General features: G+C 63.9%; 23 protein-coding genes and 7 tRNA genes. 9 read left to right on the top strand and 21 right to left on the bottom strand.

Annotation, left to right across the window (positions count from 1 at the left end; all coding sequences use genetic code 11):
• Positions 1-31: 31 nt before the first annotated feature.
• From dxs to ABEA18_RS00310, 5 genes are all read left to right on the top strand, one after another.
• Complete coding sequence (gene dxs / locus ABEA18_RS00330; RefSeq protein ID WP_345446691.1) at positions 32-2,005, top strand: 1-deoxy-D-xylulose-5-phosphate synthase; 1,974 nt, start codon at positions 32-34, stop codon at positions 2,003-2,005.
• Between the two features lie 94 nt (positions 2,006-2,099).
• On the top strand, positions 2,100-2,660 hold the full coding sequence (locus ABEA18_RS00325) for a hypothetical protein (protein ID WP_345446688.1): 561 nt from the start codon (positions 2,100-2,102) through the stop codon (positions 2,658-2,660).
• A gap of 33 nt (positions 2,661-2,693) precedes the next feature.
• Entirely contained in the window at positions 2,694-2,906 is a 213-nt protein-coding gene (locus tag ABEA18_RS00320) for a helix-hairpin-helix domain-containing protein (protein WP_345446685.1), read from the top strand.
• Between the two features lie 39 nt (positions 2,907-2,945).
• Complete coding sequence (locus tag ABEA18_RS00315; protein ID WP_345446682.1) at positions 2,946-3,923, top strand: aldo/keto reductase; 978 nt, start codon at positions 2,946-2,948, stop codon at positions 3,921-3,923.
• A gap of 9 nt (positions 3,924-3,932) precedes the next feature.
• On the top strand, positions 3,933-5,018 hold the full coding sequence (locus ABEA18_RS00310; RefSeq protein WP_345446679.1) for a nucleoside hydrolase: 1,086 nt from the start codon (positions 3,933-3,935) through the stop codon (positions 5,016-5,018).
• Here the strand turns inward: ABEA18_RS00310 and ABEA18_RS00305 are convergent.
• From ABEA18_RS00305 to ABEA18_RS00265, 9 genes are all read right to left on the bottom strand, one after another.
• Positions 5,015-7,165: a 3-hydroxyacyl-CoA dehydrogenase NAD-binding domain-containing protein gene (locus tag ABEA18_RS00305; RefSeq protein ID WP_345446676.1), complete on the bottom strand. Its 2,151-nt coding sequence runs from the start codon at positions 7,163-7,165 to the stop codon at positions 5,015-5,017. The genes ABEA18_RS00310 and ABEA18_RS00305 overlap by 4 nt on opposite strands.
• Positions 7,162-8,445, bottom strand: coding sequence for a thiolase family protein (locus ABEA18_RS00300; protein ID WP_345446673.1), 1,284 nt, complete (start codon positions 8,443-8,445; stop codon positions 7,162-7,164). Before ABEA18_RS00300 ends, ABEA18_RS00305 begins: the two co-directional genes overlap by 4 nt.
• A 283-nt stretch (positions 8,446-8,728) precedes the next feature.
• Complete coding sequence (locus tag ABEA18_RS00295) at positions 8,729-10,081, bottom strand: HRDC domain-containing protein (RefSeq protein WP_345446671.1); 1,353 nt, start codon at positions 10,079-10,081, stop codon at positions 8,729-8,731.
• Positions 10,082-10,150: 69 nt separating this feature from the next.
• Positions 10,151-10,816 carry a DUF3000 domain-containing protein gene (locus ABEA18_RS00290; RefSeq protein ID WP_345446668.1) on the bottom strand — a complete coding sequence of 222 codons (666 nt, stop codon included), beginning with the start codon at positions 10,814-10,816 and terminating at the stop codon, positions 10,151-10,153.
• A 61-nt stretch (positions 10,817-10,877) separates the two neighbouring features.
• Entirely contained in the window at positions 10,878-11,990 is a 1,113-nt protein-coding gene (locus tag ABEA18_RS00285; RefSeq protein WP_425550452.1) for a threonine aldolase family protein, read from the bottom strand.
• Positions 11,991-11,999: 9 nt separating this feature from the next.
• Positions 12,000-12,731, bottom strand: a complete 732-nt coding sequence (locus ABEA18_RS00280; RefSeq protein ID WP_345446665.1) for an SDR family oxidoreductase — start codon at positions 12,729-12,731, stop codon at positions 12,000-12,002.
• Entirely contained in the window at positions 12,728-14,098 is a 1,371-nt protein-coding gene (locus ABEA18_RS00275) for a DUF6421 family protein (RefSeq protein WP_345446662.1), read from the bottom strand. The genes ABEA18_RS00280 and ABEA18_RS00275 overlap by 4 nt, the downstream gene beginning before the upstream one ends.
• A 212-nt stretch (positions 14,099-14,310) precedes the next feature.
• Positions 14,311-14,802 (bottom strand): peptide-methionine (R)-S-oxide reductase MsrB, encoded by a 492-nt coding sequence (gene msrB / locus ABEA18_RS00270; protein WP_345446659.1) that lies wholly within the window; start codon positions 14,800-14,802, stop codon positions 14,311-14,313.
• A 13-nt stretch (positions 14,803-14,815) separates the two neighbouring features.
• The gene (locus ABEA18_RS00265; RefSeq protein ID WP_345446655.1) at positions 14,816-15,307 is read right to left on the bottom strand and encodes a hypothetical protein; all 492 of its coding nucleotides are present in this window, start codon (positions 15,305-15,307) and stop codon (positions 14,816-14,818) included.
• Positions 15,308-15,448: 141 nt separating this feature from the next.
• Here ABEA18_RS00265 and ABEA18_RS00260 point away from each other — a divergent pair, with 141 nt between their 5' ends.
• Positions 15,449-16,699 carry an alpha/beta hydrolase family protein gene (locus ABEA18_RS00260; RefSeq protein WP_345446653.1) on the top strand — a complete coding sequence of 417 codons (1,251 nt, stop codon included), beginning with the start codon at positions 15,449-15,451 and terminating at the stop codon, positions 16,697-16,699.
• Positions 16,700-16,748: 49 nt separating this feature from the next.
• Here the strand turns inward: ABEA18_RS00260 and ybaK are convergent, their stop codons facing one another.
• The 3 genes from ybaK to ABEA18_RS00245 form a co-directional block, all read right to left on the bottom strand.
• The gene (ybaK, locus tag ABEA18_RS00255) at positions 16,749-17,240 is read right to left on the bottom strand and encodes a Cys-tRNA(Pro) deacylase (RefSeq protein WP_345446650.1); all 492 of its coding nucleotides are present in this window, start codon (positions 17,238-17,240) and stop codon (positions 16,749-16,751) included.
• Positions 17,241-17,257: 17 nt separating this feature from the next.
• Positions 17,258-17,713, bottom strand: a complete 456-nt coding sequence (locus tag ABEA18_RS00250) for a SufE family protein (RefSeq protein ID WP_345446647.1) — start codon at positions 17,711-17,713, stop codon at positions 17,258-17,260.
• 101 nt (positions 17,714-17,814) lie between these two features.
• Positions 17,815-18,738: a sulfurtransferase gene (locus ABEA18_RS00245; protein ID WP_345446644.1), complete on the bottom strand. Its 924-nt coding sequence runs from the start codon at positions 18,736-18,738 to the stop codon at positions 17,815-17,817.
• Between the two features lie 208 nt (positions 18,739-18,946).
• Here ABEA18_RS00245 and zapE point away from each other — a divergent pair, with 208 nt between their 5' ends.
• Positions 18,947-19,984 carry a cell division protein ZapE gene (gene zapE / locus ABEA18_RS00240; protein WP_345446642.1) on the top strand — a complete coding sequence of 346 codons (1,038 nt, stop codon included), beginning with the start codon at positions 18,947-18,949 and terminating at the stop codon, positions 19,982-19,984.
• Between the two features lie 35 nt (positions 19,985-20,019).
• On the opposite strand, the gene ABEA18_RS00235 is transcribed toward zapE, so the two are convergent.
• The 8 genes from ABEA18_RS00235 to ABEA18_RS00195 all read right to left on the bottom strand — a co-directional run bounded on the left by ABEA18_RS00235 (position 20,020) and on the right by ABEA18_RS00195 (position 24,095).
• A complete protein-coding gene (locus ABEA18_RS00235) occupies positions 20,020-21,237 on the bottom strand; it encodes a benzoate/H(+) symporter BenE family transporter (RefSeq protein ID WP_345446640.1) in 1,218 nt (405 codons plus the stop codon).
• Positions 21,238-21,700: 463 nt separating this feature from the next.
• Positions 21,701-23,128 carry an amino acid permease gene (locus ABEA18_RS00225; RefSeq protein ID WP_425550451.1) on the bottom strand — a complete coding sequence of 476 codons (1,428 nt, stop codon included), beginning with the start codon at positions 23,126-23,128 and terminating at the stop codon, positions 21,701-21,703.
• 270 nt (positions 23,129-23,398) lie between these two features.
• Positions 23,399-23,474, bottom strand: a tRNA-Gly gene (locus ABEA18_RS00220).
• A 55-nt stretch (positions 23,475-23,529) separates the two neighbouring features.
• Positions 23,530-23,604, bottom strand: a tRNA-Val gene (locus tag ABEA18_RS00215).
• A gap of 48 nt (positions 23,605-23,652) precedes the next feature.
• Positions 23,653-23,725, bottom strand: a tRNA-Gly gene (locus ABEA18_RS00210).
• Between the two features lie 55 nt (positions 23,726-23,780).
• Positions 23,781-23,855, bottom strand: a tRNA-Val gene (locus ABEA18_RS00205).
• 41 nt (positions 23,856-23,896) lie between these two features.
• A tRNA-Cys gene (locus ABEA18_RS00200) sits at positions 23,897-23,967 on the bottom strand.
• A gap of 55 nt (positions 23,968-24,022) precedes the next feature.
• Positions 24,023-24,095, bottom strand: a tRNA-Gly gene (locus ABEA18_RS00195).
• A gap of 260 nt (positions 24,096-24,355) precedes the next feature.
• Here ABEA18_RS00195 and ABEA18_RS00190 point away from each other — a divergent pair.
• Together ABEA18_RS00190 and ABEA18_RS00185 are read left to right on the top strand one after the other, a co-directional pair.
• Positions 24,356-24,430, top strand: a tRNA-Val gene (locus tag ABEA18_RS00190).
• Positions 24,431-24,600: 170 nt separating this feature from the next.
• Positions 24,601-24,726, top strand: a complete 126-nt coding sequence (locus ABEA18_RS00185; RefSeq protein ID WP_345446635.1) for a hypothetical protein — start codon at positions 24,601-24,603, stop codon at positions 24,724-24,726.
• 350 nt (positions 24,727-25,076) lie between these two features.
• Here ABEA18_RS00185 and ABEA18_RS00180 read toward each other — a convergent pair whose 3' ends face one another.
• Positions 25,077-25,262, bottom strand: a complete 186-nt coding sequence (locus tag ABEA18_RS00180) for a hypothetical protein (protein WP_345446632.1) — start codon at positions 25,260-25,262, stop codon at positions 25,077-25,079.
• Positions 25,263-25,448 lie beyond the last annotated feature (186 nt).

Here is a 25,448-nt window from a genome sequence, read left to right as displayed (position 1 = left end):
ATAGCACGTCAATCACCTTAAGGAGGGGCCGTTGGGACTTTTGGAGACAATCCGGAACCCGCAGGACCTGAGCAAGCTCACCAGTGAGCAGTTGGAGCAGCTTGCAGGCGAGATCAGGACTTTCCTCATCACCAACGTCGCCCAAACGGGTGGTCACCTCGGACCGAACCTTGGCGTGGTGGAACTCACCATGGCCATCCATAAAGTCTTCGATTCGCCGCGCGACAGCATCGTTTTCGATACAGGCCATCAGTCTTATGTCCACAAATTGCTGACCGGCAGGCAGGATTTCAGCACCCTCCGGCAGCAAGGGGGAATGTCCGGCTACCCCGATCGCGCAGAGTCCGAGCACGACATCGTGGAAAGCTCCCACGCGTCCTCCTCCTTGTCCTGGGCCGACGGTATCTCCCGGGCCCGCCAGTTGACCGGCGAGGGCGATCGCTGCGTTGTCGCCGTCGTCGGAGACGGTGCGCTGACGGGCGGTATGGCGTGGGAGGCGATCAACAACATCGCCGCCGACAAGCGACGCCGCGTGGTGATCGTCGTCAACGACAACGGACGCTCCTATGCACCCACAGTCGGCGGGGTGGCAGACTACCTCGCTTCACTTCGCCCCACGATCGACTCCCTCCGGGCAGCCCCCACCTACGAAGTGGTGTTGGACTGGTGGAAGAAGAAACTTCAGAGTGGTGGACCCATCGGCCAGTTCACCTATAAGAGCCTGCATGCCATGAAGAAGGGCATCAAGGATTGGTGGGCTCCGCAAGGCATGTTCGAAGACCTCGGCATGAAGTACATCGGCCCTGTCGACGGCCATAACATGCGGGCCCTTGAGCATGCGCTCACTACTGCCCGCAATTACGGCGGCCCCGTGATCGTCCACGCGATGACCGAAAAGGGGCATGGTTACGCACCTGCCCTCGCCAACGAGGCGGACCAGTTCCACGCCGTCGGGATCATCGATCCCGAAACCGGCGAACCCACCGAAGCCGGTGGAGCCCGCTCCTGGACCTCGGTGTTCGCCGAGGAAATCGCGGACATCGCCGATGAGCGCGACGACATCGTAGGCATCACCGGGGCCATGCTGATCCCCGTCGGATTGCACAAGTTCGCGGAAAGGCACCCGGAACGGGTGATCGACGTCGGGATCGCCGAACAGCACGCCCTCACCTCGGCCGCAGGCATGGCCTTTGGCGGACTGCACCCCGTCGTTGCCGTTTACGCGACGTTCCTGAACCGCGCCTTCGACCAGCTCCTCATGGACGTTGCCCTGCACAAAGCCGGGGTGACGGTCGTGTTGGACCGTGCCGGCGTGACGGGCCCGGACGGTGCCAGCCACCACGGCATGTGGGACATGGCGATGGTCCAGATCGTTCCGGGGCTGCACCTCGCGGCTCCGCGGGATGCCAGCCGCCTGCGGGAAGAACTCCGCGAAGCTGTTGCCATCGCGGACGCGCCCAGTGTGGTGCGTTTCTCCAAGGGCAGCGTGGGAAGTGAGATCGAAGCGATCGAACGGCTTTCCGACGGCGTCGACGTGCTGGCGCGCCGCCCCGAAGGCTCCACCGAGAACGATGTCCTGATTATCAGCGTCGGTGCCATGTCCGAGCTCGCCCTCGATGTCGCGTCCCGTCTCGGCTCCCAGGGCATCAGTTCCACCGTGGTGGATCCGCGGTGGGTCCTGCCCGTACGCAAGTCCATCATTGCCCTCGCCGCCCGGCACCGATTGGTGATCTGCATCGAAGACGGCGTCCGTGCTGGCGGCGTCGGCTCCCGGATCCGCCAGGAGATGCGCGCGGCCGGTGTGGACACGGCCCTCAACGAGGTGGGGCTTCCGGTCGAATTCCTCGACCATGGAACCCGGAGCCAGGTCCTTGAGCGGGTGGGGCTTACCGCCCAACAGATAACGCACGACGTCGTCGCGCAGGTCCTGGGGACAAAGGTGCCTTTCGCGCGGCCCTTGCCAGGACAAGAGCATCCGACGACGGGCAGTCTCCCCAAGCTGTGAACGGCTGTTCCCAGCGGAATCAAACACACAGGCACCCTTCGACGGCACAGGTCCAAAACAGCACCTGCGCGGAGTGGTCCAGAAAAGGACAGGCATGAGCGGCATCATCCGCACCTATAAGCGCGACGACGAAGCGGTCCTGCATTTCCGGGAGGCTTGGTACGACGAGGAATTCAAGCAGCTCGTGATCAACCGCGGGGTTGTGGGACACCAGAGCAGCACGGACGAAACCGACGTCGAGGAGGAATCCGCCGTCGAAGGGCTCATGACGGCCTTTGCCGCGCAATGCGAAGAGGACGGCTATGCGGAGATTCCCGAGACTGAGCAGTTTTGGGTGGTCGCGCAGATCGCGCTGAAGACGAAGGACGGCACCGACCGGGACCGCTACCTTGAACGCAAGGCCAAGGCCGCGCTGACGAGCGAACTGGCCTGGCGCGGCCTAGGTACCGTGGAACGATCCGATATCAACGACTCGAAGCTCAACATTTTCTGCCTGTGCCCGGACGTCAACAAGGCCGTCAACGCCATCAAGGTGTGCATCCGGGGAGAAGACCTCGACTTCACCAAGCTGAGCATCGCGGCTGCACCCCATGCCGAACCCACCGCGTTCAAAGTTAAACACTCGCCGAAAACCGGTCCGGGCTTTACCCTCTAAGGACTACCTCACCGCTTCGAAGGGACAAACATCGTGCCTAAGAGCAACTGGCCCGGACACACTCCGCTGCCGAAGGGCTTGTCCGCTCCGGCACGAAGGGCACTCGCCCACGAGGGTCTGGAAACCTTGGAGCAGCTCGCCGAATTCGGAGAGGGACGGGTCGCGGCCCTGCACGGCATGGGCCCCAAGGTCATGGCCCAGTTGCACGACGCGATGGAAGAGGCAGGAATCGCGTTCGGATCCTGAGCGGCGGACTGGCCCCTGCGGGCGTTGTAGGGTGAAACCATGACTGAATATCGCCGTCTTGGAAATTCCGGATTGACCGTCTCAGTAGTCGGTTTGGGGTGCAACAATCTCGGGCGGGCCAATACGGCCACGGAATCGCAGGAGGGTGCCAATGCGGTGGTGCATGCCGCCTTGGATGCCGGCGTGACCCTTTTCGATGTTGCGGACGTCTACGGCCGGGAGCCCGGCCTCAGTGAGACCATGCTGGGCGTCGCCCTGAAAGGTCGCAGGGACGACGCCGTCGTGGCCACGAAATTCGGTATGGACATGCACGGCGCCAACGGCAACGATTTCGGCGCCCGGGGATCGAGACGTTACATCATCCAGGCCGCCGAGGCATCGTTGCGCCGCCTCGGCACCGACTGGATTGATTTGTACCAGTACCACACGCCGGATCCACTCACCCCGGTTGACGAGACCCTCGCCGCCCTCGATGACCTCGTGACAAGCGGCAAGGTCCGGTATCTCGGTCATTCCAACCGTGCAGGCTGGCAGATCGCCGAAGCGGAATACGTCGCCCGGATGCAAGGCGGTGCGCGGTTCATTTCGACGCAGAACCATTACAACTTGCTGGACCGTCGCGCGGAACTTGAAGTACTGCCGGCCGCCCAGGCTTTCGGGCTCGGTGTGCTGCCGTATTTCCCCTTGGCGAACGGCCTCCTGACGGGCAAGTATGCTCCAGGCAACGCCCCGGAAGGATCGCGCCTCAGCCACACGCGGACCAACATGGTGAACGACGCCGACTGGGTCCAGCTGGGCCGGTTCAGCCAATTCGCCAAAGAGCGGGACCTGAACGAATTGCAGCTGGCCTTCTCCTGGCTGGCCGCCCAGCCCGCAGTCAGCAGCGTGATTGCGGGAGCCACCCGCCCTGAACAAATCGCCGAGAACGCGAAAGCGGTACGCTGGGTGCCCACGGCAGAAGAACGCGCCGAAATGGACGACATTTTCCCGCGCACGCCCAAGGTCGCCCTCTTCTAAGGAGCGTCCATGAGCGGGGAGCATGCAGCGGTTGCAGGCCAGCGCGAGCCCGTGAGCTTGCTCGTGGACTGCGACACGGGAATCGACGATGCCCTCGCCCTGGCCTATCTCTGCAGCCAGCCGCATGTGGAGCTGGTAGCCGTGAGCAGCACTCCGGGCAACGTCGCGGCGGAGCAAGTGGCACGCAACAACCTGTCCCTGCTCGAGTTGTGCGGCCGCCCCGACGTGCCCGTTGCCATCGGTGCCCGGGCACCGCTGCGGATCCCGCTGACCACGACGCCGGAAACCCACGGGTCCCAAGGTGTCGGCTACGCCGAGCTGCCGGAACCGCACGGACAAGTGCATGACGTCGACGCCGTCGCGCTCTGGGTCGAAGCGGCCCGGTCACGGCCGGGGGAGCTGACCGCCCTGCTGACGGCGCCGCTCACCAACTTCGCCCTCGCCCTGCGGGCCGAGCCGCGGCTACCGGAGCTGCTGCGCGGCGTCGTGATCATGGGTGGCAGCTACTACTACCAGGGCAACACGACGCCGACGGCCGAGTGGAACACCCACGTTGATCCGCACGCAGCGGCCGAGGTGTTTGCTGCCTTCTCCGGACTTCCTGAGGAACGCCTGCCGGTGGTGTGCGCCCTGGAGACCACGGAACGGATAGAACTGACACCCGAACACGTGGCCGCCTTGGCTTCCGAGGCAGGCTGCACCGAGCCGGAACTCGTCCTTCCGGAACAGCCGGAAGGGCGGCGCAGCACCGCTTCGAATGAACTCGTGCGGCACCTCAGCGATATGCTGCGCTTTTATTTCGAGTTCCATCGCCGTTACAACCAAGGCTATGTGGCGCACATCCACGACTACTTCGCGGCGTCCGTCGCCGCCGGCACCGCCCGGTACAGTACACGCACGGCAACAGTGCACGTCGAGACAGCGGCCCCCAGGCTCATCGGGACCACCGTAGCGGACTTTCGCGGACTGTGGGGCGAGCCTTCCAACGCGCGCATCGTCTCGGAGAACCACCCAAGGGAGGCGTTTGCCGAATTGGTGAGCTCATTGGGTGGCCTTGCCCGGAGGCTCCAGGACCCTAGCGGGCGGGAACGCTAGCCCGCGTTCGGTTTCGACGCGATCCCGGGTGCCAGGAAGCGTTTGCCGTTGACCCTCTCCGAGGCGCCCACCCGGTCCAAGTAGGGTGTGATCCCGCCCAGGAACATCGGCCAGCCGGCGCCGAGGATGACGCAGAGGTCAATGTCTTCCGGCCCTGCCACCACGCCTTCTGACAGCATGAGGCCGATTTCCTCGGCCAAGGCGTCCTGCGTGCGACGCAGGACTTCCTCGGCCGTGGACGGAGTGGTGCCGAAGGACATGAGCGCCAACGTCTCCGCCGGAATGACCGGCTTTCCCTCAGGACCCGGGGCCCAGAGTGACTTCACGCCGTTGTCCACCAACTTCTGCAGGTTCTGGGAGACCGCAAAACGCTCGCCGAAGGCAGCGTGCAGCGATTCCTGGACGTGCTGGGCGACCGGAAGGCCCACCATTGCGCTGAGGGTGAAAGGACTCATCGGCAGGCCCATGGGGCGCAGCGCCGAGTCGGCGACTTCCGCCGGCGTCCCTTCGTCGAACGCGGCAATGACTTCGCCCATGAGCCGCAGCAGGATTCGGTTGACGACGAAAGCGGCGGCATCCTTGACGAGCACGGCTGTCTTCTTCAAGCCCTTGGCGAGCTCGAACGCGGTGGCCAGCACGGCGTCGTCGGTCTTCGGAGCACGTACGATCTCCAGGAGCGGCATGACCGCAACCGGGTTGAAGAAGTGGAAACCGACCAGGCGCTCCGGGTGCTGGAGATCTTCGGCCATCGCGGTCACGGACAGCGAGGACGTGTTGGTGGCGAGGATGCATTCGGGGGAGACGATGGCCTCCACTTCGGCGAAGACCTGCTTCTTGACATTGAGTTCTTCGAAGACAGCTTCGATGACGAAGTCGGCATCGGCGAATGAGTCTTTGGAGACAGAGCCGCTGACGAGGGCTTTGGTCCTGTTGGCTGCGTCGGAGCTTATCCGCTTCTTGCCGAGCAGCTTGTCCACCTCCGCATGGACGTAGGCGACTCCCTTGTCCACGCGCTCCTGGTCGATGTCCGTCAGGACGACCGGCACTTTGAGCTGCCGTGCGAACAGCAGGGCGAGCTGGCTCGCCATCAGCCCGGCACCGACGACGCCGATCTTCGTCACCGGACGCGCGAGCTTGCGGTCGGGCGCGCCGGCAGGACGTTTGGACCGCTTCTGCACGAGGTCCAGGAAGGCGTAAACGGTGGAACGGAACTCGTCAGTTTGCATCAATCCTGCGAGCGTCTCGCATTCCAGGGCTGCGGATTCGCCTTTGCTCATGGTGCGGTTGGCCTCGAGGATCTCCAGCACCTTGGCCGGAGCCGGTGATGCGTTTGAGGTCTTGGCTTCTACGAACGCCCGGCCCGCTGCCACGGCGCCGGCCCAGCGTTCGGCAACTGCGGGATCCGCCGGATCCACGGAGTTGCTCCGTTCGGGGACGACCTCGCCTGCGATCACCTTCGCGGCCCAGGCAATGGACTGCTCCACGAAATCCGCGGGTTCGAAGATGGCGTCGGCAATGCCGAGCTGGAAAGCCTGGGGGCCGGTGAGCGTGCGGTTGTTGCTCAGCGGGTTCTCGATCATGACCTTGAGGGCGTTTTCCGGGCCGATGAGTCGCGGCAGGATGTAGACGCCGCCCCAACCGGGGACGAGCCCGATGAAGGCTTCGGGCAAAGCGAGGGCGCCAGCGCCGGTCGAAACCGTGCGGTAGGTGGACTGGAGGGCGATTTCGAGGCCGCCACCGAGCGCGAGGCCATTGATGAAGGCGAAGCTGGGAACGCCCAGATCGGCGAGCGTCGCGTAGACGTCGTGGCCCAGCTGCGCCATCCACAGGCCGTGTTCGCGCTCTTCGAGCTGTTTGACCGCTGAGAGGTCCGCTCCGGCCACCAGGAAGTACGGCTTGCCCGTGACGCCGACGCCGACGATCTCGCCGCGCGCAGCGCGATCCTTGAGCCCTTCAAGTGCCGTCCCGAGCTCCACGAGGGTATTGGGTCCGAGGGTGGTGGGCTTGGTGTGGTCCAGCCCGTTGTCGAGGGTGATCAGGGCGAACGTTCCGGCGTTGCCGGGGAGTTCGAGGTCCTGGACATAGGAGTGGGTCACGGTCTCGTCCGGGAACAGTCCGGCCAGTTTCTGGAATTCGGCGGCGCTCATGCTGCGGCTCCCTTGCTCTCGGTTTCGACGGAGGTCTCTGTTGCGCTGCTGTAACTGTTGTAATCCACGTGACGCGGGTTCTCCCAGATTACTGTGGCACCCATTCCCAGGCCGATGCACATGGTCGTTATGCCGTACCGGACGGACGTGTCTTCTTCGAACTGGCGCGCCAATTGGTTCATGAGCCGCACGCCGGACGATGCGAGGGGATGCCCGACGGCGATTGCCCCGCCGTAGCGGTTGACGCGCGGGTCGTCGTCGGCGATTCCGAAGTGGTCCAGGAAGCTCAGGACCTGAACGGCGAAGGCTTCGTTGATCTCGAAAAGGCCGATGTCTTCGATGCCGAGTCCGGCGTTCTTGAGGGCCTTCTCGGTGGCCGGGACAGGTCCGATGCCCATGACTTCGGGTTCGACGCCGGCGAAGGCATAGGAGACGAGGCGCATCTTCACGGACAGGCCGAGCTCCTCGGCAGCCTCCGCGGAGGCCAGTACTGCCGCTGTCGCGCCGTCGTTCAAGCCGGCGGCATTGCCTGCGGTGACCCGGCCGTGTGCCCTGAACGGCGTGCGCAGCTCCGCCAGGTCATCCACGGTGGTCCCGGGGCGTGGCGGCTCGTCGACGGTATTCACTGTCCAGCCTTGTCCAGGCTTCATTGTGGCGACCGGGACCAAGTCGGGCTGGATCTGGCCCTTGCCGTAGGCGGCGGCTAGCTTTGCCTGGGAGGCCGCAGCATAGGTGTCGGTTCGCTCTTTGGTGATCGACGGGAAGCGATCGTGCAGGTTCTCCGCGGTGTTGCCCATGTTCAGGGCGGCTGGATCAACGATCCGCTCGGACATGAACCTGGGGTTGGGATCCGCTCCGGCACCCATGGGGTGGTTGCCCATGTGTTCCACACCGCCGGCAATCACGACGTCGTACGCGCCGAAACCGATGCCGCTCGCCGTCGTCGTGACCGCGGTCATTGCTCCGGCGCACATGCGGTCGATCGCAAAGCCGGGGACGCTGCGGGGGAGGCCGGCCAGGAGGGCCGCGGTGCGGCCGATCGTCAGGCCCTGGTCGCCGGTCTGGGTCGTGGCGGCGATGGCGACTTCGTCAACGCGTTCCGCGGGCAGGCCCGGGTTACGCCGCATCAGTTCGCGGATGCACTTGACCACGAGGTCATCGGCGCGGGTGCCCGCATAGATGCCTTTTTCGCCCGCTTTGCCGAATGGCGTCCGGACGCCGTCCACGAAGACGACGTCGCGGACTGCCCGCGGCTTGGCGCTGTTCCGGGTTTGGATCATGTGGGGCTCCTCGTTGAGACATGGATGCCGGACAGCCCTCACACAGGAAGCCGGTGTCATTGACCGCCATGTTACTCGCCAGTAACTTAGCGCGCAAGGAGATCCCCGCTCACATATAGAGGGTTTCCGGCGGACGCTCGCTCACATATGGAGGGTTTCCGGCGGACCCTCGCTCACATCATCGAGCGAGGGTCGGGCCGAAAGGGCTTGTTTGTGAGCGAGGGTCGGGCCGAAAGGGCTTGTTTGTGAGCGAGGGTCACACGGGGAGTGCGGGAACCATGGTCTAGGGGGCCGGGGTCCGTTCCTTGGACGCCGGGTTCCGGGGCTCTTTGGGCTCCTTGGGCGGCAACGGCTGCGGATTCAGTGACGCCTCGGTGAGGATCGGCGCCGTGATGGCAATTTGCCACTCGCGGGCGCCGAGAGCGCGCAGTTCTTCCGACACGGACTCCACAGTGATGTCCGACGGCGGCCGCCACAGCACGCGCCTCATGTAATCGGGAGTGAGCAGGTTCTCCACGGGAAGCTTGAGCCCATCGGCCGCCTCCTGAAGCCGGGGCCGGGCAGTCCCAAGGCGGGCCGCGGCTTCGGGATCGCGGTCTGTCCAGACGCGTGGTGGCGGGGGAGCGTTGGTTGGAAGGTGAAGCGGTGGAAGGTCCTCGGTGCTCCTCGCGCCGGCAATGCAGCGCAGCCAGCGCGGTGCTTCGCGCTGTGCGGCCCGCCCGTGGAAGCCCTTGGTGGCCAGGAGCTGCGGAACGGTCGTGGGCATCGCCTTGGCTGCGGCGACCAAGGCAGAGTCGGGAATGAGTCGGCTGGGAGCAACATCCCGTTTCCGCGCGAGCTGATCCCGTTCGTACCAAAGCTCGCGCACGGCAGCCAACTGACGGCGGTCACGGATCTGGTGCAGTCCGGAGGTTTTTCGCCACGGGTCCACCCGCGCGGCTGGAAGGCCCGCTCCGAGGATGCCGGCGAATTCTTGTTCGGCAAATTCCAGCTTGCCATCCGCTTCCAGGAGTTCGATGAGTTCTTCCCGCAATTCGGCGAGCACCTCGACGTCGAGGGCGGCGTACCGCAGCCAGGGTTCCGGGAGGGGGCGGGTGGACCAGTCGGCGGCCGAGTGTTCCTTGGCGAGGCCGAAGCCCAGGAGTTGCTCGATGACGGCTGCCAGACCTACGCGGGGCAGTCCGGCAAGGCGTGCGGCGAGTTCCGTGTCGAAGAGCTTGTCGGGCCACATGCCAAGCTCGGCCAGGCACGGAAGATCCTGCGTCGCGGCGTGCAGGATCCATTCGACACCGCGCAGCGCCTCGTTGACGATCTTCAGGTCATCGAAAGGCTCGGGGTCGATCAGCCAGGTGCCTGCGCCGTCGCGCCGGATCTGCACCAGGAAGGCACGCTGCCCGTAGCGGAAGCCGGAGGCGCGCTCGGCGTCGACCCCGGCGGGGCCGGATCCTGCGGCAATGGCGGCGGCGCACCGCTCCAGGCCGGACAGGGTGTCGATGACAAGCGGCACGCCCTCGCGCGGGGCATCCAGGTCGATGATCTCGGGTATCCGGCCTTCGAAGCCGTCTACCGTGATGTGTGGCGTGGGATCAGCAGCCGGAGCGCCGGCTGTGGTGGGTTCCAGATTTTCAGGGGTCATGGTGCCTTCAGTTTACCGACTCTGTGCTCGGCCGGTCCGGCCGGGGATTACAGCGGACGTTCACGGCCTTCATGTGAGCCGCCTATTAGGCAAGGGAGTGACGCCGGGCGGCAGGGGAGGCAGACCCGCGAACGTGCAGACCATGTCGCACCATGCCTCCAGGTGGGCCTGGACATCTGAAGACGCAGGTGTCCATGAGGCACGGAGTTCGATGTCGATGGTTTCCGGTCTATCGGCCAGAGTCCCGAAGCTTTCGGACAGGATGCGCGTGGCCGTTCCGCCCGCTGCACGGTACTGTGCTGAATGGCTCTCAAGCGCGTCCACGAGCCATGTCCACGCAACCGAACCGAGCATGGCGTCGTTGCCCATGTCGGCTTCCAGCTGGGCCCGGATATAGGTGACGATCCGGAATTCCCCGTCCCATACAGCCGAGCCGTCGGGATCGTGGAGCAAGATGAACCTGCCTGTTGCAAGCTCATCGTCTTCGTCATCGGCCGCGCCGGGGGATCCGGGGTTGTTCTCGCTGGAAAATGCCATGGCTGCAGGGCCATGGACTGGAGTCCGGCCGGGACGGGTCGACCGGCTGAAGACCTCCGCCCCTAAAGCCACCGCGTATGGCGCCAAGCGAGAGGGCGCCGGGATTTCCGCGAGCCGCAGCTCGCTCCGGCACTTTGCTTTTCGTAGCGTTCCCAACGCATGCAAGAAATCCGCGGGAACCTGTGCGAGTGCGTTCACCTTCGCAGATTATGTGTCCGGGGCGGCGAAACCTTGAAGCCACGCCGCCCCATCCCGTGCCCTATGCGGACGCCAGTTCGCGCTTGATTGCGGCAACGAAGGAATCGATGTCCTCTTCGGTGGTGTCGAAGGAACACATCCAGCGCACCTCACGGTTCGCTTCGTTCCAGTCGTAGAACTTGAACGAGGAGCGGAGGCGATCGGCGACGCCGGCGGGCAGGACCGCGAAGACGCCGTTGGACTCCGTGGCCTGCGTAGGCTCCACGCCCTCGATCGAGTCGACCGCCGCACGCAACCGCGAGGCCATGGCATTTGCGTGTTCCGCTGAGCGAAGCCACAGCCCGGACTCCAGAAGTGCGATGAACTGGGCCGAAATGAAGCGCATCTTGGAGGCCAGCTGCATGTTCATCTTGCGCAGGAACTTCAGCCCGTGGGCGGCTTCCGGATTCAGGGCGACCACTACTTCGCCGAACAGCAACCCGTTCTTGGTGCCGCCGAACGACAAAATGTCCACGCCGGCGTCGCGGGTGAACGTCCGCAACGGCACGCCAAGGTGGGCGGCGGCATTGGCGAGCCGGGCGCCGTCCATGTGCAGCTTCATGCCCTTGGCGTGGATGTGGTCGGCAATCGCCCGGATTTCCTCCGGGGTGTAGCACGTGCCGAGTTCCGTTGTCTGCGTGATGGAGACGGCCAGGGGTTGCGCGCGGTGCTCGTCGCCCCAGCCCCAGGCTTCGCGGTCGATCAATTCCGGAGTCAGCTTGCCGTCCGACGTCGGGACCTGGAGCAGCTTGATGCCGCCGATCCGCTCCGGCGCGCCGTTCTCGTCCATGTTGATATGGGCGGTCGATGCGCAGATGACCGCACCCCAGCGCGGCAGCAGGGACTGCAGGGACAACACGTTCGCACCGGTCCCGTTGAAGACGGGGAAGCATTCGATGCCTGCGCCGAAGTGCTGCTCCATGACTTCCTGGAGCCGTTCCGTGTACTGGTCCTCCCCGTAAGAGACCTGGTGGCCGCCGTTGGCTGCGGCAAGGGCCGCCAGGATTTCAGGGTGGACGCCGGAGTAGTTGTCCGAGGCGAAACCGCGGACTGAGGGATCGTGGAGGCGCCCAACGGCTTCTGTGTCGAGGGCAGCCGGGAATTCTTCTGTAGTGCTCGTCACTTGTTCATTCACGCTTTCAGTCTATTTGGCCAGGAGGAGGCGCTGTCCGTTCAGTTCCGCTGCCGGCTTGTCGAAGAGCCCGACGGCGGCCGCCGCCAAGTCCTCGACGTCCGTGTATCCGGGGAACTTCCGCTCCGGGTGTTCCCGCCGCATCGCCGCGTCCAAGAGCGACTTGACCACAAAGACGACGGCCGCGCTGTGCTGCTCCGTGGGTTCGTCCTTATTGCCTGATTGATCACGGCGGAACCCGTCAGCCACGGCCAGGGTCCAGGTCTCCGCGGCAGCCTTGGCCGCCGCGTAGGTCGCGGCCCCGGCGGTAGGTGCGGCGACCGCCGTCGAACTCACCATGGCGAAACGACCCGCGGGGGAGGAGGCGAGATCCTTGTAGAAGACCCGGGAAACGTTTCTCAGGGTGGTGACGGCGCTTTGCTCAAGGGCGGCCCAGTCTTCATCCGGCTGGTCTTCGATTCCCTTGGCGCCGCGCCACCCGCCCACCAGGTGGATGACGCCGTCGACCCCTTCGGTGCTCCCGTGGATCTCCGAGGCGAGTTCGCGCACGGACTCCAGCCGGGAGAGATCGCATACCAGAGGAGTGACGTCGTCGCCCGCTTCGGCCGCTGCGGCCTTGATGCGGGCCTCGTTCGAGCCGATAGTGAACACCCGGTGCCCGGCCAGCGCGAAGGCGCGGGCCACGGCGATGCCGGAAGAGTTGCTGCCGCCTGTGACGACGACAGTCAGCGGTCCGCCGGTCATGAGGCCGCGGCCTGCCCGGTGATACCGGTGGTTGATTCGATGATCGGACGCATTTTCTTCTCCAGTGCTTCGTAGAACATGGACAGGGGGAATTCGTCGTCGAGGACCTGGTCGGTGAGGCCGCGGGGCGGCCCGTCGAGCGGCAGTGCCTCTGGGCCCTTCGCCCAGACCGAAGCCGGGTGCGGAGTGACCGTACCGGAAATGAGCTTATACGCTGCGAGCCAGTGGGCGGCCTTGGGGCGGTCGATGGAGCGCCAGTACAGTTCCTCGATCCGGGCACCGAGCTCGACGACGACGTCGGCGGCCTCGTCCCAGTCGATGCTGAGCTTGCTGTCGGTCCAGTGCAGGACGTGGTGCTGGTGCATCCAGGCGAAGAGGAGCTGGCCGCCCAGGCCGTCGTAGTTGCGGACCCGGTTGCCCGTGATCGCGAAGCGGAAGATGCGGTCGAAGATGACGGCGTACTGCACGAGCTTCGCGTGGCGCCGGGCGTCGGAGGACGCGTCCTCGTCCTTCTCGATCCTGACGGATTCGCGGAAAGCCGTCAGGTCGCAGCGGAGCTCTTCGAGCGAGTAGAGGAAGAACGGCATCCGCTGCTTGATCATGAACGGATCGAAGGGAAGGTCGCCGCGCATATGGGTGCGGTCATGGATCAGGTCCCACATGACGAACGTCCGCTGCGTGAGTTCCTGGTCATCCAACAGCTCGGCGGCATCCGCGGGCAGCTCAAGGGAAGTTGTTGCGGCAGCCGCCTTGAGAACGCGACGGAAGCGGGCGGCCTCGCGGTCGGCGAAGATGGCGCCCCACGTGAAGGCAGGCGTTTCCCGCACTGCGACGGTCTCGGGAAAGAGCACGGCCGAATTGGTGTCGTACCCGGGGGTGAAGTCCAGGAAACGGATGGGAACGAACAGCTTGTTGGAATAGTCGCCGGCCTCCAATGCGCCGATGAACTCGGGCCAGATCACCTCGATCAGGACCGCTTCCACAAGACGGCTCGTGCTGCCGTTCTGGGTGTACATGGGGAAAACCACGAGATGCTGGAGTCCGTCCTCGCGGTGTTCCTGCGGTTGGAAGGCCAGCAGCGAGTCGAGGAAGTCCGGGACTCCGAAGCCGGCGTCGGCCCAGCGGCCGAAATCCGTGACCAGGAGTTCGAGATAGGCAGCGTCATGCGGGAACGCAGGAGCCAGGCTCGTGATGGCCTCCATGATGGTGGCCGTGTATGCCCGGGCAGCCTCATGGTGGAGGGAATCCTGGATGGAGCCATCCTGGCTCTGGAACGCCTGGAGGGCGGTGGCTGCGGCCTTCAGGGAGATCCAGTCCCGGTTGTCCGAGGTGATGCGCGGACGGGTGGTGGTAACGGTGGTGGTCATCGTCGACGGTGCCTTTCCTCAAGAATCAATGTTCTGAGGCGAGCGTAGCAAGCGGCCAGAGTCGCTAATTCAAAAGTGGCCCGAGCATAAGAAACTCTTTCGCAAGTGGTTCCGGCAACCCCCGGAAGATCCAGCCCGGGGAGGGCTGGCCTTGGGGGCTGCCGGTAGCTTGGCGTTTGCGTGGCGAGCCGGGGCTCGCATTATCGCCCGGACTACTGCCCGGCAGGGGTCTCGACAAGCTTGAGCGAAACGGAGTTTATGCAATACCGCTGGTCAGTAGGTGTGCCGTAGCCCTCACCCTCGAAAACGTGTCCCAAGTGTGAATCGCAATTGGCGCAGCGGACCTCCACCCGTTCCATTCCCAAAGTACGGTCGTGGATGTACCGGACTGTGCCCTCCGCGAGTGGTGCCCAGAAGGACGGCCAGCCGCAATGGGAATCGAATTTCTCGTTGCTGGTGAAAAGCTCAGCGCCGCACGCCCGGCATTGGTAGACGCCTGCCGTATGGGTGTCCCAGTACTCACCCGTGTACGGGCGTTCCGTTCCGGCCTGGCGAAGGACCCTGAACTCCTCCGGGCTAAGTTCCTCGCGCCACTCCGCGTCCGTCTTCTCCACGCATTGCCCGTCCTTCCGGACATCCTGGTGGGGAACCCCGGCCAAGGGGTCCGCGGCTTGGAAGTATTTCCTGTTGTCTGCAGTGCTCATGTTCTGTCAACGCTCACGAGTCGCCGATAAATCCCGAGCCCGCATAGAGATGCAGCACGGGCAGCCCCAATTGGTCCTGGGCCTTGTTCGCCCAGTCCGTATGGAACGTATCGGCTATCGCGTGCGGGCGGGTGACGACGACGGCCTGCGCGGCATTGAGTGCCTTGACCTTGGACACCAAGCCGGCCACGGCACCGCCGTCGACTATTTCACCTGTCACCCCGCCACCCAGCCCATCCAGGGCCCCGAGCGACGCCGACAAGGTCTCGGCAGCCTGGGCCCGCTCCGACTGTGGATCCGGCGCCTCCGCGAGGAGGTCCCGGAATGCCTTGGCTATTTCAAGCAAGGAGAGATTCTCAAGGAAGTCCACCAACAAGTGCCGCTCCGTGTTCGCGGGCACCAACACCACCAGGGGCGAGTCACCGCCGTCGACCAGTTTGGCAATATTGACGCGGTCGTCGGGGCCGAGAGGCTCTTCGGTAAGGATGACGATTGGTTCACTCATGGCTACAGCGTAGACCTGAGCCGCTCCTTGGGGCATGGTTTCGTGCGGCAATTCTGTTCTCGCCGCGGCGTCGACTCCCGCGACGAAACGCCACAGACGGCGCTGTTCGGAACACCGCCCCGCAACCGGGAGAATGGTCACATGGCATCCACGACCCGAGCTGCGCCAACCGTCGAGAACGGCGCAAAAATGTCCGCCCGCGCCAAATGGACCGTTGCGGGGATCGTTGCAGGAAGCAGCATTGCCGGCTTGCTGGGCGCAGGGTCTTCGGCGCTCGCCGCCTATTTCGCCAGGCGCGTCATCACCCCCTCGGCGCGCGAGGCCGACCAGGAGGTATTGGCGGTGGTGCGCGGTGACAACGGGCTCCAGGTCATCCTCGCGGCTACCCCGGACACCACCATCGACGGAGTGTTCAGCCTCTTCTTCGCGGGCGGGACAGGGGCCGCGCGGATCGGAAGGATCGTGTCCTATTCGCCCGCAGAGCGGACGGTGCAGCGCGAAGTCGAGGAAGTCTACAGCGGGGATCTGGCAACGGCCCGGCGCGGATGGTGGAGCGGTGCCGTCTACGACTCCCCGGCGGCGCTTGGCCTGGATTCGCAAGACATACAGATCGACGTCGAGGGTGGCCAGGCGCCTGCCTGGCTGGTTCCGTCAGCCGCAGGGAAGCCCGCGAAGGTGTGGGCCATCATGGTCCATGGCCGTGGTGCCACCCGCCTCGAAGGCTTGCGCGCAGTGCGCGTCGCGCACGATCTCGGACTCGACAGCTTGCTGGTTTCCTACCGGAACGACGGCCTCGCTCCCTCTGCCCCGGACGGGCGTTACGGCCTGGGCTCCACGGAATGGCACGACGTCGACGCCGCCATTGAGTACGCACTCGCCCACGGCGCCCACGAAGTGGTCTTGTTCGGATGGTCTATGGGCGGCGCGATCTGCCTGCAGACGGCCGATCTTTCGCACAACAGGCACGTGATCAGGGCCATGGTCCTGGACGCGCCGGTGATCAACTGGGTCAATGTCCTGGCACACCACGCGCAGATCAACAGGATCCCCTACGCCGTGGGCCGTTACGGGCAGTTGATGTTGGGGCACCCGTTGGGCCGGCGCCTCACCGGCCTGGCCGCGCCCGTGGACTTGAAGGCAATGGACTGGGATGCCCGAGCCGTCGAACTGCGGACCCCGACGCTGGTGCTCCACAGCGTGGATGATGAGTACGTCCCCTACGAACCCTCGGCCAGCCTCGCCGAAAAGAATCCGGACATGGTCACCTTTGAGCCTTTCGAGGGCGCGCGCCACACGAAGGAGTGGAACGTGGATCCCCGGAAATGGGAACGGCTGGTCCGCTCATGGCTCGCTCCGCACCTCACGCCCCGCGGCGGGCCGGTGTCGGATTGAGATCGGGCCGGATGCTGCTTGAGAGTACCTGCGCTGCTCCCGGAGTTTCCTAAGGGTTGCCGATCGGGGCAGTCCGGGCGCCGGTCAGCCGGATAAGGTCTGCGGGATCCAGCTCAATGTCCAGGCCGCGGCGTCCACCGGAAACCAGGACCGTGCCGAAGGCCAACGCCGATTCGTCGAGCACAGTGGGCGATGGCTGGCGTTGGCCCAGCGGGGAAATCCCGCCCAGGACATAGCCGGTGCGTCGCTCGGCCATTTTGGGATCGGCCATGGTGGCCTTCTTGGATCCGAGAGCCGCTGCGATTGCCTTGAGGTCGAGGGTGCCACTCACCGGGACGATGCCCACCGCGAGCTTGCCTTCAATGTCCACCATCAAAGTCTTGAAGACCCTGCCGGGCTCGATACCCAGGACCTCGGCAGCCTCAAGCCCGTAGCTCGTGGCCGAAGGATCATGCGCATAGGGGTGCAGGGTGAAAGGAACGCCGGCCGCAGCCAGTACGGCTGTGGCCGGCGTTCCCTGTGAAGCCTGTTTCTTGGCCATTCGCGGGGTATCCCGGATCAGGACAACAAGCGGTCCGCCGCGGCGACTTTGCGCTTGATCCGCCCCAGCATGGCCGTCATGCCGCGCATGCGCAGCGGAGTGATTGCCCGCGTAAGGCCCAGCAGTTCCGGCATGTCATCCGGAACAGCCAGGATCTCCGCGGCGGTCAGCCCGTCCAGGCCTTCGTGCAAAACGCCCGCGAAACCGCGCGTGGTGGGCGCCTCCGGCGGTGCCTTGAAGAACAAGCGGTAGGCGACGCCGTCGGGCTTCTTTTCCTGCTCAATGGTCAGGAACAGCGGCGACTGGCACTCCACCACCTGCTCCAGGAGTTCGGGGTGGTCCAGCAGCCGTTCCGGCAAGGCAGGGAGCCCGCGCGAGAAATCAAGCAACAGCTGAAGACGGTCGGGCTCCGTCAATGCCTGGAAGTCATCGACAATTTCCGCCAGTGCGGAGGGCAAAGTATTAGTACTCATCACTTCCAGCTTACGCAAGTCCGGGCCGGTCTGGCCCCTGTTGCTTCACAATGGCCTAGCCAATTTGGCAGGCCGATCGGGCAAGGCACAGGGATTCCGGACTACTTTCCGGCGAGGACGGGAACGGATCCCCGCTCAGCGCCCTTGACGATCGGGACGCGCACTGCATTGCCCCACTCCGTCCAGGAACCGTCGTAGTTGCGGACCGTTTCGAAACCAAGCAGGTATTTCAGGGCGAACCAGGTGTGGCTGGAACGTTCGCCGATACGGCAGTAGGCCACGACGTCGTCGCCTTCCGTGAGGCCCGCTTCCCCGAGATAGAGGTCCTCAAGTTCGGTCCGGTTACGGTACGTGCCATCTTCGGCAGCCGCGCGTGCCCACGGGATGGAAGCTGCGGTGGGGATGTGGCCCCCGCGCAGGGCGCCCTCTTCGGGGTAAGCCGGCATGTGGGTGCGCTGGCCGGTGTATTCCTCGGGGGAGCGGACGTCGATCAGCGGCTTGCCGAAGTGCGCCAGCACGTCATCCTTGAAGGCACGGATCGGGGCGTCGTTCCGTTCGATCACCGGGTAGTCGCCCGGGGCGGGCTGGGGGACGTCGGTGGTGACTTCGCGGCCCTCGGCGATCCACTTGTCGCGGCCGCCGTCCAGGAGCCGGACGTCTTCGTGGCCGAAGAGGGTGAAAACCCAGAGGGCGTAAGCGGCCCACCAGTTTGATTTGTCGCCGTAGATCACCACGGTGGTGTCCCGCGAGATGCCCTTGGCGGCAGCCAGCGCCGCGAACGCTTCACCGTCGACGTAATCGCGGGTGACTTCATCGTTCAGGTCCGTGTGCCAGTCGATCTTGACTGCGCCCGGAATGTGTCCGGTCTCGTACAGGAGGACGTCTTCGTCGGATTCGACAACAACCAGCTTGCCGTCGCCGAGCGCGCCGCCTTCCAGGGCTGCGGCAAGCCACTCGGTGGACACCAGACGTTCGGGGTGGGCGTAGGCGGCGAACTTCTCGTTCTGTTCAACGGGGTAGGACATTGGTATGGCCTTTCACTGACACTTTCACTGACACCGGGCGGCGCCGGGCGATAAGACGTGCCCGGCATTAATCCCACAGTATCGAGGGCCGGGGACTAAAGCTCCTCCCCGTTCATATGGTGAAATATGGCCTTCATCACGTGTCCGCCCGGGGCGTGGCATTGCCGGTATTCTTGCTGGGGACTTACGACACGAAGAACGGACCGCATTGGTACAGATCGAACAGCTCGCCGCGCGCACGCCGGCGGTCTCAGCGGATGAGATTCTCAAGGGTTTCTACCCTTCGCCACGGTTCGGAGAGGTGTCGTTCAAGAGCTACCGGCCTGATCCGAACCAGCCCAGCCAAGCGGCAGCGGTCAAGTCCCTTGAAGCGTTTGGGGCGACAGTGGGGGCCGGCGACGGAGACGGCCTGTTCAAGCGCCTTTTCAGCAAGAAGGTCAACAGCAGGGCCGGCATCTACCTCGACGGCGGATTCGGCGTCGGAAAGACCCACCTCCTGGCTTCACTGTGGCACTCGGCTCCGGGACCGAAAGCCTTCGGGACGTTCGTGGAGTACACCAACCTGGTGGGCGCCCTGTCCTTCCGGAAGACCGTGGAGGCTTTGAGTAGCTACAAGCTTGTCTGCATTGACGAATTTGAGCTCGACGATCCGGGCGACACGGTGCTCATGTCCCGCCTCATGCGTGAATTGTCCGACGCCGGTGTGAAGCTTGCTGCCACGTCCAACACTCTGCCTGGTTCACTGGGCGACGGCCGCTTTGCCGCCGTCGACTTCCAGCGCGAGATCCAGGTCCTTGCGGACCAGTTCGACGTAGTCAGGATCGACGGAGAAGACTTCAGGCACCGCGGCCTGCCCGCCGCTCCGGCACCGTTGAAGACCGAAGACCTCAAGAGGCAGATGCATGCCGAGTTCGATGGCCAGACCGTGGCCATGGACGATTTCCGCGGCCTGATCGACCACCTTGCCGGTGTGCACCCCAGCCGGTATCGCAAGCTGATCGCAGGAATCGACGCCGTTGTGTGGCGCGACGTCGAAACCATCACGGAGCAGGCCGTTGCCCTTCGCTTCGTGGTGCTCGCCGACCGTTTGTACGACAAGGACGTCCCGATCCTTGCCAGCGGCGTGCCCTTCGACAAGCTCTTCACCGAGGAAATGATGACCGGCGGGTACATGAAGAAGTACTTCCGCGCCGTGTCCCGTCTGACCGCCTTGGCGCGCGAGGGCCAGAACCACGAGCCCTCCTAGCGGACCCTGCTGCCCTACTTTAGGCAGGCCCCACCCTACTTTTGGGGTTCCCGCGTCTTGAGGACCCAACGCACCAGGATTCCGGCGGCAAGTGCCCAGAACGCGGCTCCGATCCCGGCGAAGCTGAGGCCGGAGGCTGCAATCAGGAACGTCACGGAGGCTCCCATGCGTTCTTCGGCAATAGCCAGGGCCGAGGCGATGGCAGAGGCCAGGGTGCCCAGCAGCGCCAAGCCCGCGACGGCTTCCAGGAGCCCTGGCGGTGCCGCCGCCACGACGGTCACCAGCGCGGCGGAGAAGGCTGCCAGCACGAGGTAGGCCAGGCCTGACGTAAAGGCCGCGATCCAGCGCCGGCCCCTGTCTTCACCTGCTTCTTCTCCTGCAGCCAGCGCAGCGCTCAACGCGGCGAGGTTGATCGCATGTCCGCCAAAGGGAGACCCCAGCGCAGTCCCTGCCCCTGTCACCAGCATCGACTGGCGCCACGGGACGGTGTACCCGAAGGACTTCAGCACGGCCACCCCCGGAATGTTCTGGGAAGCCATGGTGACAATGAACAACGGCAGGGCGATGCCGGCCACCGTGCTGAGGGTGAAAGCTGGAGTGGTCCAATGCAACTCGGGCAACAGCCGGTTCACAGGGATATCCACGCCGTTGACCACGATGTAGATTCCGATGACTGCGAGAGCCACCAACAGTGCGGCAGGTACCGACCAGCGGGGCGCCAGCTTCATCATGACCAGCCAGCAGAGGATGACCGGAGCCACCAATTGGGGAGCGGTGCCCAAGGCTTTGAACGGGGCAAGGCAGAGGGACAAGAGCACTCCGGCCAGCATCGCCTGGGCGAGGGCCGTGGGAATCTTCGCCATCAGCTTGCCAAGCGCCGGAATGAGCCCGGTCAAGGCGATCAGTACACCGGCGATGAGGAAGGAGCCGACCGCGGCCGGCCACCCGCCGTCGGGCACTCCGGTTCCTGCGAGCAAAGCCGCACCGGGCGTCGACCATGCAAGCGTGACAGGCAAGCGCGACCGCCAGGAAAGCCAGAGAACGCCGAGCCCGAAGGTGAGGGTGAGGGCCAGGAGCCCGCTGGCGGCCTGTTCCTGGGTGGCCCCGACCGCCCGGAGGCCTGCGAGTACCACCGCGAAGGATGAAGTGAATCCGACCAGCGCGGTCACAATTCCAGCCACAAGCGGACGGGAGAGCTGCCGGGAAGCGGAGGCCGGACGTGACTGTCCGGTATGGAGGGATGACGCTGGCATAGTCCATCACGTTACCGGAGCCGTGGCCCGCCTGCCGAGGCAGCCACGGTTAAACGCCAAGGGCACCGGCGGCGCCTCGCGGCGGGACCGGTGCCCCGTTGACGTAACTGTATTCGGGAGCTCTGGCCGGTTGGACCGGCTACGGAGCCTCATTGGCGGAGGGAGCTGTCCAGGCCGTAGCCCTTACAGCAAACCGTCGAGGTTGCCCACGAACTCGGAAGCGGCTCTCTGAACCGCATCTAGTCGTCGATAAAATCGGCGGCTTATTCGATGCCGTCCTTGATGGCTTCTTCCTTGCCACCAACGAGGTCCTGAACTTTGCCCTTCAGATCGTCAAATAATCCCACGGGCACCTCCCTTCAATCACGGAGCCAGTTCGCTCCTCCGTTTTCGATCCTAACCCGAGACCTTGGAGGTGCCAAGGAAAAATTTGACTGGGATGTCAAACGAATTTTCGAGGGGGTCACAGCTGCTTGTCGGGAGAAAGCTCATGGTGGCGCGGACTGTCCGGATTCATGAGCGAATGCTTGCGGCCGTAGCCGAAGTAGATGACCAGTCCAATGATCAGCCACACGACAAAGCGAAGCCAGGTTTCCCAATGCAACTGGGTCATGAGGAAGGCCGATGCCAGCATGCCGAACGCGGGAACCAGCGGCATGAATGGCGGCCGGAAGGTACGCGGCGCGTCCGGCTTCTTGTACCGGAAGATGATGACCGAGAGGCAGACGACGACGAAGGCGGCCAGGATGCCGATGTTGGTCAGGTCAGCAACGGCCTTGATGGGGAACACGCCCGCCAGGAAAGCTGACGTAATGCCGGCGATCCAGGTGACGCGCTGCGGGGTGCCATGGCGGTCCGTCTTGGCAAACCAGCCTGGTAGCAGACCGTCGCGGCTCATGGAGAACCAGACACGGGTGACGCCGAGCAGGAAGGTCAACATCACGGTGAGGATCGACAGCACGGCGAACACCGAGATGATGGTGGCGATGACGGGCAGGCCCACACTGCTGAAGGCGGACGCGAAACCGGCCGTCGGGTTGATGTCCTTGTAGTTCTGCATGCCGGTGAGCACCAGGGTCGCCGCAACGTAGAGAAGCATCGCGATGACAAGGGAGAGCACGATTGCCTTGGGCATGTGCTTCTTGCCGTCCTTGGCTTCCTCTGCCGCGGTGCTCATGGCGTCGTAGCCGAACACCGCGAAGAATACGGTGGCCGAACCGGCCACCACCGGGCCGAAGCCGCTGGGCATGAACGGATTGTAGTTGTTCGTGTTGATGTAGAAGATGCCCAGGCCGATGATGAACAGGATCAGGACCACCTTGATGGCCACCGCCACGAGTTCGAAGCGGCCGAAGGCTTTGGTTCCACGCGACAGGATCCAGGTGACCAGCAGGCAGACCAGGATGGCCGGCAGGTTGATGATGCCGCCATGTCCTTCGTCCGCTGTCGAGGTCATCCACGCCGGCATGTGGACGCCGATCCCGGAAAGGAACGCGTCGAAGTAGCCGGAAATGCCGATCGCGACGACGGCGACGATTGCGATGTACTCCAGCAGGAGGTCCCAGCCGATGAACCAGCCGATGACTTCGCCAAGGGCAACGTAGCCATAGGTATAGGCGGATCCGGCGCGGGGGATCATGCCGGCGAATTCGGCGTAGGAAAGTGCCGCGGCCGCTGAGGCAAGGCCCGCGACCAGGAACGAGATCAGCACTGCGGGGCCGACACCCGGGGTGTCCGCGCTTCCATGCGCCACGAGCCCGGCCAGGGAGAAGATCCCGACGCCGATGATGCCGCCGACGCCGATGGCTGTCAGTTGCCAGAGGCCCAGGCTTTTGAAGAGCCCGCTGTGCTTGCTTTCCTCCTCGATGTCGTCAATGGGTTTCTTCCTCATGATCGAACGAACGACTGTTTGTTGATTCACCGTGCTCCTGCGTGTGGGCGTGGACGAATTGGGTCTGAAGAAAGTATGCGATACGAATCACATTGGATAAAGTGATTTTTGCTGAGTGGTATTGATCGGTTTTGCTGATCTTTCGGGTAAGTGGCATGGGGGTAGGCGCGGGTGGTGGGCGCCTGCGGGCACAAAAAAAGCAGCTCCGGGGGAGCTGCTCGGGCGGTGTCACTGCTTTTGACCAGCGGCGCCGGCCAGATGTCGAGGAAATGGAGCGGACGACGAGATTCGAACTCGCGACATCCACCTTGGCAAGGTGGTGCTCTACCAGCTGAGCTACGTCCGCACATGATGCAATCCGGCGGAGCCGGACTTTCATCAACAAGCAAGTTGCCTTGCCTTGGTGGGCGATACTGGGATCGAACCAGTGACCTCTTCCGTGTCAGGGAAGCGCGCTACCGCTGCGCCAATCGCCCGGATCGGCATAAGCCGGCCGGCCCGTTGCCGGGACCTTAAAATACGAGAGCGGACGACGAGATTCGAACTCGCGACATCCACCTTGGCAAGGTGGTGCTCTACCAGCTGAGCTACGTCCGCACATGATGGAATCCGGCCGTGCCGGACTTTCATCAACAAGCAAGTTGCCTTGCCTTGGTGGGCGATACTGGGATCGAACCAGTGACCTCTTCCGTGTCAGGGAAGCGCGCTACCGCTGCGCCAATCGCCCAAATGCAATCCGGCCTGGACCGGAAACCAAGGTTTTCACCGAGGTGGGTACGGGATTCGAACCCGTGTATACGGCTTTGCAGGCCGCTGCCTCGCCTCTCGGCCAACCCACCGTGTAAGCACGATTCCTGGGGTTCCAAGAAGTCAATGCCGTGACAGTGTCCTGCGAGCGGACGACGAGATTCGAACTCGCGACATCCACCTTGGCAAGGTGGTGCTCTACCAGCTGAGCTACGTCCGCATAGTCTTCTTCGGCGGCCTGCCCGCAGGGGGCATTCCGTCGCTTTCCGACGAGTAAAAACTCTATAGGAGGTTCCGGGAAACTCCAAATCGATCTGCCGGAATCGTACGCAATGGGTGTAAGTTCCTTGAATTGGCGGGGATTTTTCGAGTTACACAGTTGTGATTCGTGGGCATTTTCCTGGTTGTTGCCCGGTCGGTTGGCCCGACGTTTTCCAGATTTTTGAATTCCGGCCGTGGTCGGTTAGTCTTCTTGTGCACGGGCGATTGGCGCAGTGGTAGCGCGCTTCGTTCACACCGAAGAGGTCACTGGTTCGAACCCAGTATCGCCCACCAAAGAAACTGCAGGTCAGAGGCACTTTCCAGCCTTCCTGATCTGCACCGTGCAAGATACGTGCATTAGGCTCCGGCTGCGGTAGTTCAAAGAACGCCGACACGGGAGCACTCTCCAGTTCATCGAGGACTTCAAAACCAAGTTCGCCGGCCAGCGCGTCCAATTTGTCGGCATGTTCGGTAACGCGGACGGCCCCACCGGGAAGGTCTGGCGAGTCACCACCGGTGGCGTCTGGATCACCTTTGCGGACGTTCGCCCGGAACTGCTCCACCCGGAAGACCTTCTCTTGATTCGCTGAGGGATATGGCACCTGGAGTTATGGGGCGGTAACGTCTGGGCTACTTCAATCCACTTGCGGTGCCAGAGGGGGGCTAGACGTGCCGAATTGCCGGACATGTGGTGCACGGACCCGCGGCAGCACGTACTGCTCGGCCCTTTGCGCCATCTGGATCCCAGCGCATGAAACAACACACAGCGCCTACGGTGCGGCAATTGTCGAGCTTTCGGCAATAGAGAGGCGCGCTTCCTTACCAATCGAGGATTTCCTGGCCTCAGTCACAATCGAAACATTGGTGTAAATACCTTCATTCAAACAAAAGAAAAGAGCGGGAACGCCATGCTCGACGTTCCCGCTCTCGATGCCTTTGCTTAGTGGCCGGTGGTGGCCTTGATTCCGTACAGCGCCCCGGCGATGTAGGCGCGTTGCTGCCGCGTCGCTGTCAGTTCCCCGGAGTCGATCATGGCCAAGATGTCTTCGATCTGCTCGGCGGATTTGCCTGCTATTGATGGCGGGAGAGGTTGGGAAGCGTCTTCCCGGGCACGGCTGGGGCTCATGGTCACATTGTCTCGCACGTAACGGTCGTCACGTGTACAGAGTTTGAGAGAATAGGCCGAACGGAACGACTTGAATAGGAAAAAGCCCAACCCGGGTCGGGGGACTCGAGTGGGGCGTTTCGACTCTCTGGCAACCGCTGTGCCGGCAGACTGGGCTCAATAGGCCATATGGTTGTCTGTCTGTGA

It is taken from the genome of Arthrobacter gyeryongensis, assembly GCF_039543785.1.
In the GTDB taxonomy this organism is placed as follows: domain Bacteria; phylum Actinomycetota; class Actinomycetes; order Actinomycetales; family Micrococcaceae; genus Arthrobacter; species Arthrobacter gyeryongensis.
The sequence above is the reverse complement of the archived record's forward strand: the minus strand, read 5'-3'. Positions and strand labels throughout refer to the sequence as shown.